This window comes from Arcicella lustrica (assembly GCF_034930985.1).
In the GTDB taxonomy this organism is placed as follows: domain Bacteria; phylum Bacteroidota; class Bacteroidia; order Cytophagales; family Spirosomataceae; genus Arcicella; species Arcicella lustrica.
In genome coordinates this window covers 1-15128 of record NZ_JAYGIM010000006.1, presented here as the reverse complement: position 1 = coordinate 15128, position 15128 = coordinate 1, and the positions used below count along the sequence as shown (strand labels likewise).

Sequence of the window (15128 nt, the reverse complement as noted above, 5' to 3'; positions counted from 1 at the left end):
ATTAATAACTAATTCCTTCGCCAAACTTAAATAAAGCATAGCCTTTGGGTTTCAAATAACCCGGTACATCTGATTGATTTTCTGCAACTACTTTTTCAGAAACAGGTGTTGTAAAAGGCATTTTTCCTGTTGGGTTGAAAGCTCCAGTCACAACGTCAATCAAAGCTTCGCTTGTTGTGCCAAAAGTGGCTAAAACTGATTTCAGATTGCCCCCTCCTATTTCGTCAATTACCCATGGATTTGTAAAATTGATGGCTACAATCGTTGGTTTTGCTTGAATAATTTCGTTGACATGAGCAACATCAATTTTATTTTTCGATAAACTCAATTCAATAGGCTTGCCTTGTGAACTAAACAAACTTCCACCATTCGGAATCAACCAAAGTAACACCACATCCGCTTCTTCTTTACTTCCTACAAATTCAATATTAGCATTCTGGATATTGGGTTTATTGACAGTTATAGGATTTTTGGTTCTTCCATTATCATAATATGTTTCAAAATATACTTTCGTTGGATTCGCCGATTTCTTAGCAATTGGCAAAAGTTTGTCCTCATTACGCAACAAAACGATTGATTTTCTTAATGCTAAATCGCCTTTTTTCTGAAAATCAGCATTGCCAACGGTTTTTACAGCCACCTCTACGTCCACATAAGGGTTTTCAAACAGCCCCAATTGAAACTTTTCACGAAGTAAACGAGTAATTGATTCATTGATTCTTTCTTCCGAAACCAAGCCTTTTTTCACAGTCTCTAACAATAACGAAGGGTCAGCACTTCCAGAAAAAATATCTACTCCTGCATTAATCGCTTTTTGATAACGTTCCAAAATTGTCAGATTCTCAACACCCCAAGGCATCATATCAATTGGCCCCGTATCAGAATTGATAATTCCTTTAAAGCCCAATTGTTTTCTTAGCAAATCTTGAATAATGGCTTTGTTGTATGAAAAACCCACTTCTTCAAATTCTTTGCCTTTTGGAGCAGAGTAATAAGGCATGATAGAAGAAGTACCTGCCGCAATAGCCGCTTTGAAAGGTTTCAAATGATATTCAAACATTCCACCCGGATAATGAGCATTTTTTCCCCAATCAAAGTGCGAATCCTGCCCTCCTACTTGTGGCCCGCCACCCGGAAAGTGCTTGGTCGTCATTGCAACTGAGTTTTTGCCCAATTTTACTCCTTGAAAACCCAGAACAATTTCACGAATCATATCAGAAGTTAAATCCGCATTTTCGCCAAAAGTACCTTCAATTCTTTGCCAACGAGGTTCGGTCGATAAATCTGCCATGTACATATAGCCTTTGCGTAAACCAACTGCCGACCACTCTTTCCCAGCAATTTCTGCAAATTCACGAGTAAGTTTTAAATCACGCATGGCGGCTAAACCTAATTCTCCGGGCCATTTCGAGAAAACCGTTGTACCAACACTCAAGCCAATAGAAGCATCAACAGTAACATGGTTTCTTGGATTGGAAGCGATAACAGCTGGAATTCCCAAACGTGAACTTTCGCATAAAGCCTGTAAATTATTCGACCACTCAGCCATAATTTTGGCACTTGTATTCGCTCTTAAAATAAAGTGACGCAACTGAAAATTCATGATTCCTTTGGTAGTTCCAGCCGCCGACATCGTAGGAACAGGCAAAGGTTTACGAGTAAACATATTGATGGGTTGCATCAAATCTTCCTCGTTGAAGCCACTTGAAATTTCAGCTTTGGGTGCATTCGGCTGAAAAGAGTAATCGCCCGCCAAACGAGTAGTACTGATAATCATAAAGCCGATTTTCTCTTCTAAAGTCATTTGGTTCACCAAATCCTTTACTCTTACATCAATCGGTAAACGCCAATCTTCGTAATGGTCTAATTTACCATTTTTGTTTAAATCTTTAAATTCAAAATTCTTCACTTTCAGCGTAGCAATATTACGCTTTCCGAGTGTGGGCTGAACTAATTTTTGAGCATTTAAACTTAATGTTAGCAATACTTGGAGTAATAAAATAGCGCCGAATCTTAAACAAGTTCTCATATCTTAACATTGGTTTTTTAAAAACAATCGATTTTTTGGAAATATCTTTCTAATTATCTAAAACCTTGAAAATAAGGTTAATTAGTAAAAAGGATTATTTCACAAAGCCATACAGAATAAGATTATACTTATTTTTTCTCGAAAAAATCATATTAAATACTTTCGTAGATTTATTATTATCTAAAAGTTATTAACGTTTGTCTTTCAATAAATTGACAAAAAAGGATACTTGAAAACAGTTGACAAATACTTAAATAGCAATAATGCTCTTGTGATGGACAAAAGAAATGACAACTTGCGGAATCCAATTATTCCGCAAGTGTTTTAAATTTTTATAACCTAATGTTTATTTACTTAAATCTAGTCGTTCTAGCGTCTTTGATGACACCTTTCCAATTTAAGCCAAAACCAAAATCATACAAATTTCCTGCTGAATCTTTGTGTGGTTTCATATCGTAAGGTACATCTTCTGCTTGTTTTTCAACAGTCGCCATATCGGCTGGCATTTGCATGGGTAAAAGCGCCGAAGGTTCTGATTTTCCTGAAATAATATCCAAAAGAGCTTGGTCTTGTACGCCAAAGTTCACCAAAATAGCTGTAGCAGATTGTTCAATTTCAGAGAAAACCATTGGATTTGAAGTATTTACCGACACAATCACAGGCTTATTTTTCATTTTAGCCTTTGTTTCTACAACCAATTGTGCATCAGTAACATTGGCAGTTTTAGCTGTTTTATTTTTGTAGCCACGGTTAGTAAAGTTTTCCATTGGGTCGCCACCAGCAATACTTTTTTCACGTGCTTCCGTAGCTGTATAATCGTTGTACTGCAAGCTGATTGGAATATATCCATTTCCTCCGTTTTTCAAATCTTCTTTATCATAGCCCATCGTTGCCGTTGGATTTTGAATAAATACTACTGCAAAATCAGCTTCATCAGCATTATCAGTTACGTTGAAATACTTTTTCACCAAGTCTAAACTTACAGGATAATCCGTCGAAGCGGGACTTTCCATGCCTAAAAAATTACGGCTTGCTGGCGTATAACGCTTAGGTATATACACCGTTTTTTTCGTTGTAATTGGTAAAGTTTGACTTTGGTTTTTCAAGAGTACCACAGATTTCAATTGAGTTTCATAACCCGCTTTCATAAATTCAGGATTTCCGACAATCGCTTTCGTTTCTTCTGGAATCAAATAAGGATTTTCAAAAACGCCTACTCTAAAAATATTACGCAACAAACGAACGGCTGATTGTTCCATTCTTGCTCTCATTTTTGCCTCTCCATGTTCTTTTACGCCCATTTGATAAGCGTCAATCACAGGTTTAGCGTCGTTGTTTCCACCAAATTGGTCAACACCAGCCATTAATATTTTGTAGTGACGTTCAGCAAGCGAAAGGCTTTCAACTCCCCAAGATTTTCCATCAATAAAAACATCCATTGCTTTGTGGTCGCCAGTAACTAACCAGTCAGTACACACAACGCCATCGTATTTATACTTTGTTCTTAATAAATCGCTGATGATATACTTGTTGTAATTATTCGCAACGTTTTCACCATTCTTTTTATCTTGATTCCAAGAAATCGTATAATAAGGCATCACAGCCGAAGCCATCAATGTTTTACCTTTTAATTTGAAAGCCCCATTGATAAAAGGAATCATGTGAGCATCAAAATTATTGCCCGGATAAACGGCATACTTACCATTTGCGTAGTGAGCATCTCTTCCAGCTTCACCAGAACCACCGCCCGGCCAGTGCTTCACCATCGCATTTACGCTACCAAAACCCCAACCGCTGTTGCTTGAATTTTTACCTAAAGAAGTTTGAAAACCATCACAATAAGCTTGTGCCATCGCTGCTGATAATAAAGGACTTTCGCCAAAAGTACCGTTGAATCTTGCCCAACGTGGTTCAGTCGCAATATCTACTTGTGGCGAAAGTGCCGTAGTGATACCCAAAGCACGGTACTCTGCGGCGGCTACTTCACCAAATTTTTGCACGACCGAAGCATCAAAAGTAGCGGCTAAACCTAATGAACTTGGCCACATCGAAATTTCTCCACCTGAAGCTGCATCATATTCAGCTCTTGCCTTTGTACCGTGACGTGGGTCAGTACTGTTATTGGCAGGAATTCCAGCTCCTACACTTTCGCAATATGCTTGTAATTTATTATTCCATTCTGCTGCAATTTCTGGACTTTGAACTGTCGTAATCAACACGTGACGAAGATTATCATCTTTCAAAAACTTCTTTTGTTGATCTGTTAAATCACTTGGATTAACCTCTCCTTCTTTAAAAGGTTTTCCATTATAAGTACCCGCAAAATATCCACCCGCACGTGCAGGAATGGATTGATGAGCCGAATACAACATCAAACCTGCAATTTCTTCAATGCTGAGTTTAGTTGCTAAATCTTTTGCTCGTTCTTCATAAGGCAAACGCCAATCTTCAAACTTATCAAGCTTTCCGTTTTTATTTAAATCCTTGAAAGCCAATCCATTGACTGTTAATATTTTAACACCAGAATTGGGCGAATAACCAAGTGTTTGTCCTCCTTGATTTTGGATAAGGCTAAATGTGCCTTTTGAGGTTTCGCTCCATTTTTTTTGAGCAACAACCGACATCGAAGCACAAAGCAATACAGCTGAAGTAAAAAAAGATATTTTCATTGTAAGTAATTAGGATAATGTTAAGTATTAAAATAAGAACCCGAATGTAATTCTAAAATATTTTTTCGAATTCGCTATTCTTCATTTAAGCCGAAATACTCGACAAATGGGCAAATAGCACCAATAAGTTCCTTTTTTTCTTCGGTAAATACAATTATTTGGATAAAAATTAAAATCGTCAATCTCATCGCTGATAGCTCAAGGCTCATGTCTAAAACTATTTCTTCGTTTCCGTAAAACTGAAAGAAGCCAAAAAGGCAATCACAGCGGCAACCGCAGCAACATAAAATGGCATAGTCATTCCGTACTTATCTGCCAAAATTCCTGCAATCACTGGAGCTAAAACACCACCTACAAATTCGCCTGCACCAGCGATAAAACCAATACCTTTTCCTGTTGAATTAATCGGTAGCGTTTCTGAAGGTATTGCCGAAAACACCACTGGAACAGCCCCAAACATAGAATAAGTAAAAAACATAGCAGGAAGCTGAACAGATGAATTTTGTAAAAGAATAATAGATAATGGATAAAAAATGCCTATCAAACAAAAAATTATGACCAATGGCTTTCTTCCGAATTTATCCGATAAAGTAGGTACAATAATCCCTGAAAAAAGGGAAGAAAGCCCCATTAAACCTAGGATTTTCCCAACTTCACCTTCTGGTAAACCTTGTACTTCTACGATGAATTTTGGCAAAAATGCTATGCAACAATTCATCCAAACCATTAAACAGCAACTCAATAAAACAGCTACTTTGATATTCCTGAATTGCATGATTTCTCCGAAAGACAAACCTTGGTCTTCTTGCGTATGTGTACTTTCTGTTGTACTATTTTTTACAAAATTCCAATTGATAAAAGCTAAAATCAAACCCGGAATACCCACAATAAAGAAAGTGGAACGCCAACCTAAGTTTTCAGCCAAAGCCACTAAAAGTATTGGAGCAATCAAAAAACCGAAGAGTGTTGAACCAAAACTTTGAAGAAAACCCATGTTGAAACCCAAACGACCTTTTGAAGATTCTTTAGCGATAAACGACTGGATTAAAGGCAAAGTTGGTCCTTCCGAAAGTCCCATCAGCAAGCGAGTAAGTAATAAAATACCAAAAGAAGCTGTCAAACCAGAACTGATGGAACACAATGAAAACACCACGACAGACAATACGAAAACAACTTTTTTCTTATTATTCGCTTCTGACCAAGCCGTTAAGAAATAACCAGAAAAAGCCCAAGTAAAGGACAATCCAGAAACTAGCAAACCAATTTGCGTATTATTCAAAGAAAGGTCCTTGATGATAAAAGGCGAAAGGTACGCAACCGCCATTCTATCCATAAAAACCAATCCGAAAGTAACGCTCATCAGCGCCAGTAATTTATTTTCGTATGTTAGTAGTTTGTTCATTGTCAATACTTGTTAATTAGCGAATGAAAATACTTTCAGCGTTTGGCTTAATGCTGAAAGTATTTTCTATGATTTAAAACTTGTAACTCAACGTTAAGAAATACGAGCGTGGCATACTTCCTTGCGTGGCATAAGTAGCTGTAGGATTAGCCGCAATAAAATCTTTAGTAAAACCCTGACGATTCAAAGCTGCGGGGAAACCACCCGGACCAGACCAGCCCATTACTCCATAAGTATTTAAAATATTATTTACGTTTGCCTGTAAACGGACATTGTTCGATACTGCATATCCCAAACTTAAATCTGCTTGCCCGAAAGCTGGAAGTTTAAACGCATTAGGAACATTCGCTTGACGAGAACCCAAATAAGTATAATTTAACATGGCATTGAATTTTCCCAAAGTATAAGTTGGAGCTATACCAAACATCAATTTGGCATTATTGTCCGTCTCGTTTCCAGAGAAATCTTGGATGACATCATATTCTCGTCCTTTTCCACTAGCAATCCAAGTTTTGAAACTTACTGCTGTTGAATTTTGTACCGTAGCATGAGCTCTTAGGCTAAAATTGACAGAAAAGACATAATTTCCTTCAAATTCAACTCCATAAGTTCTGTACTTTGCATAAAGTGTCGTTGGGTTATAATTGTTTCCCGTAGCATCTTGAAACGCAAATTGTAAGTTAGGAACATTACTTAATGTACTGAAAAATGGCGTTACATTCAGCGTTAAATCATTTTTCTTTACTTTCAAAGCCGCTTCTAATTGTTGGATATTCTGAGCATCCGTATTCAATGAAGCAATTAAATTTGCATCTGTTGCTGAAAAGAAATTTGAAATATCAGGCGTTTTATTACCATTTGAATAACGAATATACACCGCCATTTCTTCGCTCATACGATAATTCAAACCTGCCGAGAATGATAAAGTTTTCATTGTTTTATCAAAAGCCAAAGGCGTTCCTGCAATTCCACCACCATTATCATAGACAGTCAAAGGGTTTCCGTCAGTTCCTCCATAAGTTGGGTCATAGGCTCTTGGGTTTCTGGTTGCTGGCGTATTCGTTCCTGCAATATTGGTTCTTTCATAACGTAAACCCCAATCAAAGTTCAAGGCTGGTGTAATCGACCAGTTATGTCCTAAAAATAAGGCTAACTGATTTTTGGTAGCTTTTGAAGTAGAGATACCACCTCTTCCCAAATCCATAAAACCATTTGGGTCGGTAATTTGGTACTTCTGTCCATCCAAGCCTACTAAAGAAATATCCACTAGATGTGGTTGGTCTTGTAAAGTGCCCACACCAACGCCCGAATCATCCTGCCCACCTACTCTACTTACATCTGAGTTGGCATAAAATCCGCCGAAATTAAAGCTCATTTTTTCTAACTTTTTAGAGAAAGAAAATTGATCCATAAATTCATTGATGCTAATGTCTTGGTAGAATAATGGTAAAAAGAACAATGAGTTTTTCTGAATATTACTTCCGGGAAAATTGTTATTTGCTCCTGGCACGAAATTAAATCCTGCGAAATGTCCATCAACAATGTTTGGAAACACACCAACCGTTCCTAACGTTTGTCCTGTTACTTTGTCTGTAAAAGTATAAGTTCCTAAATGTCCTGTTTGAATCAAATTTGGTAAACCATAAAATACGATGCCATCTGTAGCAAAAGGAGTTACAACTGCTGGCGCATTTCCGGTTACTTTTTTAGCAGAATATTTTCCATCATTTTTAAAAGTCCAACCCGAACCTAAATCTTGTGTCCAATTCAAACCAATCGTTTTATCACGGTTATAATATTTATCTTTTGAATTGAAAGTAGCTGTTCCTGTATTGTTAATAGGAATTTGCATCGAAAAGGCTGGCAAATTATATGAATCCGTCGTAGAAAGTCCAGATACAATTTTAGGGTCTGCCCAGCCTTGTGTTGGAATAAATTCTGCTTGCGCATTACGGTCGTCTAATAATTTAGCATAGATTTTCAATGAACCTGTACTATAGTTTTTAACAATATTCGCTTTTACTTGTCCACCATTGTTACTGGCATAACCAGGGTATCTCGCTCCGTCCGACTGGCGATAAAAACCACCAATATTATACGTTAATGAACCATCTTTGTTTAAAGGACCACCAAAATTGGCATCTGTTCTGTAAAAAGGATTTTTGCCATTTCCTTCTAAACCAACTTTTGCTCTTATTTCTCCTTGAAAAGTTCTCCCACCAGTTTTTGAAACATAATTAAAAATACCGCCCGGAGCGTTTGCTCCTAAAATAGAAGCTGTTCCACCTCTTACTGCTTCTAAACGTTCAGTAGTAATGTCGGCTCTTAAATAATTATCAGTTCCATAGTTTACATTCATTAAAGGTAAACCGTCTTCTTGCATCGAAACATAATAATAACCCGATGCATTATCAATAGAACCCGCCGAAATACCTCTTGAATATACTGAATTAGCAATTTCTCCACGGGCATTGTTGACATACACTCCCGGAACATTTCTTAATAAATCTGCCGCACTAGTTGGGGCAAGTAAAGACATTTGTTTAGCATTCAAAGTTGAAATCGCCACTGATGATTCCATTTTAGTTCGCTTGTCGAACACACCTGTTACCACTACTTCTTCTAAATCTTCTGTATCTTCTTCAAGCGAAACAACAAGATTTGTCGTTTGTGGAACTGTAATCGTGATGTCTTGATTTTTATATCCGATAAATGATACGACTAAATTATACTTGCCGTTCGCAAGGTTTGCGATTGAGAAAATTCCGCTTTTGTCTGTTGAAGCTCCTTTGTTTTGTCCTTTTACTAAAACTGAAGCACCAGCCAAAGGATTTCCTTTGATGTCTTTTACTTCGCCACTTACTTTGTTGTTCTGTGCTATCACAGACAAACTAAAAAATATCATTACGCTGAATGACATTAGTTTTTTTATTAGGATATGTATTCTCATAACTTTGTATATTGTTTTGTGATATTTCAATAAAAAACATTACAAAATTCATAATATAACAATCATTATGTGATTCAAAAACAACCTAATATCATTCAAAATCAATACATTTCTAAATATTGCTTAGGAGTGATGCCTGTTTGACTTTTGAAGAATCTAGAAAAATTACTGGGAGTTTGGTCGAAAAGCTTCACAGCGATTTCTGAAATTTGTAGATTAGAGAACTTCAGGAGTGTTTTTGCCTCTAAAGTGAGCATTTCATTCAATAAATCTTGCGCTGTACGATTTGTACTATTTTTCACGCACTTATTTAGGTAGTTTGGACTTATATTCAAAATTTGGGCATAATCAGTCACGTTCTGTTTTTGATAAATATGTTGTGATAAGGCATTTTTGAATTGCTCCGTTATCTGAAAATAAGCATTTTTGGTCTTTTTCTTCTCCGCTGGCAGTTCTTTTTTGATTTCTTCAAAAAGCACAAAAAGGTAAGTAGCCACCAAATTCAAATTAATTTCTTCTTCATCTTCATACAAATTAAGTAAGCGTTCTAAAATCTGCTCAATATAAATCCTCCCTTTTTCGCTGATAGAAATGACGGGGCTAGACTGAAGTTGAAAAAAATGGAAAGTATCGTTGAGGTAATTTTTAGGTAAAAAAGGGAATAGCTTTTCATCAAAGTGTAAGAAAAAACCTTCCACATCCACTGACATCGCCTCGTGTTCTGTAATTTGAAAAGCGGGCAAGAAAAACAATTGAGATTCATGAAAATCGTATTTATTCAAACCTTTACTTCTTCTGGAAGTACCTTTTTTTAAATAAATAATATCGTGCACCGTTTTGCGGTGCGGTGGCAATGGAAATGAAAATTTATGAATAAAATCTTCAATACGATTTACATGATAATGCTTATGCTTGGTTTGCGAAATGGTGGGTTGCCATTTAATGGTCTTGTAATGAAAATCATTTAAATCTTCAGGGCGAAGAACAGGTATTTTTTCTTGTCTATCCATTGAATGTTTCAACTGTTTACGATTGTATTTCCTACAAACGGGTATCAATGATATAAAATTATCTATAATTTTTGAGATTATTTATATAGTCAAGAATGAGTTGTGAATGATGTTGATGCCTCAGACAAGAAATCAATTACCGATTCAACAACCTAAATTGCTCTGGTGTTTGGTGAACATCTTTTTTGAAAACTCTGATAAAATAAGAACAGTCTTCATAACCAAGATGATAAGCGATTTCGCAAATCGACATGCTTGAATGTAACAAAAGCCTTTTTGCTTCCAGCACGATGCGGTCACGAATCAGTTCTCCAGCCGTTCTTCCCACAATTTTATTACAAATGGCATTCAAATAATTAGCTGTAATATTTAATTGGTCGGCATAATCTTTCACAGATTTATAATTTCTATGCTGTTCTTCAATCAAATTTTCAAAGTTTTTGATTTTAGAAATACTCGCTGTTGCGGTTTCGTCTTTATAATTTGGCTGATAAACCCGCACTGCCTGAATCAGAATTTGCTTTAAAATGGTTTTGATATAAGCTTCATAATTTGATTGTTTTGCAGAATACTCCTGAATAATTTCCTCAAAAAGATTTACGATTACTTTGCCCTGAGCTTCATCAAAAATGACCATTGGCTCATCATTTGGACTGTTATTAAAAAAAGGTAAAGCATTCAAAGCAAGACTTTTTTCATCTGTTTCATAAAATTCTTTTCTAAAGAAGAAAGAGTATCCTTCAATATCGTCACTCAATTCCCATTCGTGTACTTGTCCTTCGTTCATCATAAAAAGCTGATTCGGCACTACTTCGTAATGTCTAAAATCAATGTCATGTGTTCCTGAGCCACTTTTTATATAAATCAAATTATAGAAATCATGACGATGCGGAAAATCAGCAGGCGTTAAAGTCTTCGCATGAATTTCCAAACGCCTGATGTCCATAGTCATCAGAATATGTTTGTCGCAACAATTCAGTTGCTCGATGGTGATGATGGGAATTGGTTTTTTCATGTTAGACAAGAGATAAAAGATTAAAGAAGCAAGAGAAAAGACCTAGACAAAAGAAGCAAGAGAAAAGACAAAAGACTTAGAAACAACACAATTTGTATCTTGAATCTTAAGTCTTGCTTCTTGTCTCTTGCTTCTTTAATCTCTAAAAAATCTTAACTCGGTAATTTATCTTTAAAATATCCGTATATCCAAGTACCAGCGATGGCACTTGCTAAAGTAATGGTTACAACGATAAAGCCATTTCCGATTTGAGCAAATAATGGACCTGGACAAGCGCCCGTCATTGCCCAACCCAAGCCAAAGATTAAACCACCATAGATTTGTCCTTTGTTGAATACTTTGTCATGAAAAACGATTTTTTCACCTGAAATGGTTTTGATATTGAATTTCTTGATTAAGAAAACTGAAGTCATCCCCACTACAACTGCCGTACCAATTACTCCGTACATAAAAAATGATTGGAGGCGAAACATTTCTTGAATTCTAAACCATGAAATAATTTCAGCTTTAGTAAAGACGATTCCGAAAATTATCCCAATCAACATATATTTAAAATTCCCTGCTAAAGGTTCTTTCTTTTTTTGGTCGTTTGGTGCATCACACACAAACTCTTCATTGATTAAAGCATCTGACTTTTGCATTTTCTTAGAATAGTTTAAAGATTAAAGGTAAAAGTAATTGAGTCATCAAAAAGCCCCCAACCATGAAGGAAATCGTAGCGATTAACGATGGTAATTGTAAAGTTGACAAGCCCATAATGGCATGTCCTGATGTACAACCACCCGCATAACGAGTACCAAAACCTACCATAAAACCTCCGATTACAAAAAAGAACAAGCCTTTTAGCGTGAAAATATTTTCGACACTGAATAAATCAGCAGGCATTAAATTCGTAAAATCAGTAATGCCTAAAGCTTTTAAATCAGTAATTGTACTTTCGCTGATGACAATTGTATTGGGATTTGACAAAAATTGATTGGCGATAAATCCACCTATCAATACACCCGCAACAAAGAAAAGATTCCAGATTTCCTTCTTCCAATTATATTTAAAAAAAGGAATATCGGCAGGAAAACAAGCCGCACAAATATGACGAAGGGACGAAGAAATCCCGAATGATTTATTTCCAATAATCAGTAAAGTTGGAACCGTCAGTCCAATCAATACTCCTGCCACTGCCCAGTGCCAAGGTTGACGAATTAATTCTAACATTATATCTTTGTTTTAAGATTATTTTAATTTAGAAGGACAAACAAAATCTGTTTTTGGTACGGAGGTTTTAGCAATTTCAGCGAAGCCACCAGCCACATCAACAACATTATCAAAGCCACGAGCCTTCAAAATTGAACTCGCCATCATCGAACGATAACCGCCTGCACAGTGAATATAATTAGTTTCTGTTTTAGAGAATTCCGCCATGTTATCACTCAAAACTGCCAAAGGAATATTCATAGCTTCATCTACATGTTCGGCTGTATATTCTGTTTGCTTACGAACGTCTTTTACGACTAGATTACCTTCTGCTTCTTCAAATCTTTTAGCAAATTCTGTCGCTGAAATTGATTCAATGCTATCGGTTTCTTTTCCTGCTGCCACCCAAGCGTTTATTCCTCCTGCTAAATAGCCAATCACATTGTCGTAACCTACACGTGATAAACGAGTAATTACTTCATCAATGTTTTCTTCTTCAGCCACGAAAAGAATTTCTTGTTCAATGTCTGTAATCAACGTTCCAATCCAAGGTGCGAAATCGCCTTTAATACCAATATTAATTGAATTCGGAATGAAAGCATCTTTAAATACTTGTGCTGTGCGAGTGTCAATTACAATTGCTCCCGTTTCATTCGCAGCCACTTCAAAAGCTTCTGGCGATAAAGCTTGAACACTTTTTACAATCTCGTCCATCGTTTTTATGCCCGTTTTGTTCATCATCACATTTTTTGGAAAATAATAAGGCGGTGGTAAAAGTCCATCAGTTACGGCTGCAATAAAATCCTCTTTTGTTTGTTCTTTCAAGGCATAATTTGTCGCTTTCTGATTTCCCAAAGTATCAAAAGTTTCTTTACTCATGTTTTTTCCACAAGCCGAACCAGCACCATGCGCAGGATAAATAATTAAATCATCCGACAAAGTCATGATTTTGTTTCTAAGTGAATCGTACAAAAATCCAGCTAAATCTTTCGTGGTAATACTTCCTAATTTTTGGGCTAAATCAGGACGACCAACATCTCCAATAAAAAGTGTATCCCCTGAAAATAAACAATGTTCGTGACCATTTTCATCGATTAATAAATAACAAGAAGATTCCATCGTATGACCTGGGGTGTGAAGTACTTTAATACTTACTTTACCAACTTGAAATACTTGATTATCTTCTGCAACAATACAATCAAAACTTGGATTAGCATTTGGACCATAAACAATTTGTGCGCCTGTTTGACGAGATAAGTCTAAATGTCCCGACACAAAATCTGCATGAAAATGGGTTTCAAAAATATATTTAATTTTCGCTCCATTTCTAGCAGCCTTAGCGATGTAAGGTTGTACTTCACGAAGTGGATCAATAATGGCTACTTCTCCTTCTGATTGGATATAATAAGCACCTTGTGCTAAACACCCTGTATAAATTTGTTCTACAATCATTTTAAGATAAAAGTTAATGAAATGTTTTAATGATTTAGTCTATTGATTTTAAATAAATACTTACAATTTTTTCTTCAAAATAAGGATTGAAACAATACTATAAAATACGATTGGCAACCATAAAATATTGATTGAACTATAGAAAAAGGCTGTAATTCCTCCAACAATAAATCCTGTGATATTCAACATTTTAACAGCAAAGGCTTTTAAAAAATCCTTTTTACAAGTACTTGAAAAATCTCCAAAAAAATACTTGGCAATGTCTAATCCTGAAGCCATAACTACGCCTGTAATTTGTGAAGCTCTTATTTGATTTTCACTATGATTTGCCCCAAAAGCATTTTGCGTACTCGACACTAAAAAAAGTAACCAAACAATCAAATGTTGCGACCAAACAGCGTAAAGTAGAATAGCAAGATTCAATAAAATTGGTAGGACTTTTACATAAGCTTTATCGGTGCTTTTACCATAATAAAAGCAAGAAGAAGCCCAAAACGAACCAAACCAATACATGAAAATATAAGAACAAGTAAGAAGTATATCCTTCAACGTTACTGTTCCACTTGATATAATACTTGAACTATAATGCCCCGTTACATTTGTGACAACCAATCCTAAAAGGGTGATTCCTAAAATATTGATGACTCCCGAAACAAAGGAAAAAGAAAAGGAAGAAAGATATGTTTTTCGAGTAATCATCTAATTAAAAATTAATATATGTTGTTTTTATCATGTAATTAGGCAAAAAAAGCTACATGTTGCAATCGCAGTTTTCTATGCAGGCTAAAAGCTTGATAATTTCCTTCTCTTTTAATTCGTAATACACATTCAAACCATCTTTCTGTGATTTCAAAATACCTCTTAATTTCATGTTGATTAAATGATGTGAAACTAAGGATTGCTCGCAATCAAGTACTTTGCAAATATCATTTACACCCATTTGTCCTTCTTGGCTCAACAAATCAATAATCGCCAAACGAACAGGATGTGCAACCGTTTTCAGGATGTAAGCTGCTTTTTCCATTTTCTGTTTGCTTACCTGAAATCTCTCTTTGGGGCTATTTTCTAATACTTCCATTTTTTTGTGATTAATTACAATACAAATATATGATAATATTATCATATAACACTAACGAAAAATTCTATCAAGCTTAAAAATTGGTAATAATCAGTAAAAAGTACTGTACATAAACTAATTTGTCCGACAAAAAACGGGTAAAGACATGAGTTATTAGGAATTTTTCTTTGGAATATTGAGTTTTAGAGAATTTCAATGTATTATCGTATAGTCCTTACTTTTCTTGTCTCGTATGTTTGTCTTACTAAAAATCATGTTCAAATAGATTAAATTCCGAAATTAGCATTTGTGTGATGAGAGGAGATTCTTGTCTAAACAATCCATTTGGATAT

Annotated in this window: 11 protein-coding genes; all 11 read right to left on the bottom strand. The window is 35.7% G+C overall.

Annotated features, from left to right (window positions below; translation table 11 throughout):
• Position 1: 1 nt before the first annotated feature.
• Positions 2 to 2029 (bottom strand): glycoside hydrolase family 3 protein, encoded by a 2028-nt coding sequence (locus tag VB798_RS07995; RefSeq protein ID WP_323257727.1) that lies wholly within the window; start codon positions 2027 to 2029, stop codon positions 2 to 4.
• Between the two features lie 350 nt (positions 2030 to 2379).
• A complete protein-coding gene (locus VB798_RS07990; RefSeq protein WP_323257725.1) occupies positions 2380 to 4698 on the bottom strand; it encodes a glycoside hydrolase family 3 protein in 2319 nt (772 codons plus the stop codon).
• Positions 4699 to 4915: 217 nt separating this feature from the next.
• Entirely contained in the window at positions 4916 to 6100 is a 1185-nt protein-coding gene (locus tag VB798_RS07985) for an MFS transporter (protein ID WP_323257723.1), read from the bottom strand.
• A 73-nt stretch (positions 6101 to 6173) separates the two neighbouring features.
• Positions 6174 to 9020, bottom strand: coding sequence for a TonB-dependent receptor (locus tag VB798_RS07980; RefSeq protein WP_323257721.1), 2847 nt, complete (start codon positions 9018 to 9020; stop codon positions 6174 to 6176).
• Between the two features lie 131 nt (positions 9021 to 9151).
• Positions 9152 to 10060: a helix-turn-helix domain-containing protein gene (locus VB798_RS07975; RefSeq protein ID WP_323257719.1), complete on the bottom strand. Its 909-nt coding sequence runs from the start codon at positions 10058 to 10060 to the stop codon at positions 9152 to 9154.
• A 136-nt stretch (positions 10061 to 10196) separates the two neighbouring features.
• Complete coding sequence (locus VB798_RS07970; protein ID WP_323257716.1) at positions 10197 to 11075, bottom strand: AraC family transcriptional regulator; 879 nt, start codon at positions 11073 to 11075, stop codon at positions 10197 to 10199.
• A 152-nt stretch (positions 11076 to 11227) separates the two neighbouring features.
• Positions 11228 to 11716, bottom strand: coding sequence for a DUF6691 family protein (locus VB798_RS07965; protein WP_323257714.1), 489 nt, complete (start codon positions 11714 to 11716; stop codon positions 11228 to 11230).
• A gap of 4 nt (positions 11717 to 11720) precedes the next feature.
• Complete coding sequence (locus tag VB798_RS07960; protein WP_323257712.1) at positions 11721 to 12287, bottom strand: YeeE/YedE family protein; 567 nt, start codon at positions 12285 to 12287, stop codon at positions 11721 to 11723.
• Positions 12288 to 12305: 18 nt separating this feature from the next.
• Entirely contained in the window at positions 12306 to 13718 is a 1413-nt protein-coding gene (locus VB798_RS07955; protein ID WP_323257710.1) for an MBL fold metallo-hydrolase, read from the bottom strand.
• Between the two features lie 60 nt (positions 13719 to 13778).
• Positions 13779 to 14417: a DUF1275 family protein gene (locus VB798_RS07950; RefSeq protein ID WP_323257708.1), complete on the bottom strand. Its 639-nt coding sequence runs from the start codon at positions 14415 to 14417 to the stop codon at positions 13779 to 13781.
• 52 nt (positions 14418 to 14469) lie between these two features.
• Positions 14470 to 14796: an ArsR/SmtB family transcription factor gene (locus tag VB798_RS07945; protein WP_323257707.1), complete on the bottom strand. Its 327-nt coding sequence runs from the start codon at positions 14794 to 14796 to the stop codon at positions 14470 to 14472.
• Between the last annotated feature and the right edge of the window lie 332 nt (positions 14797 to 15128).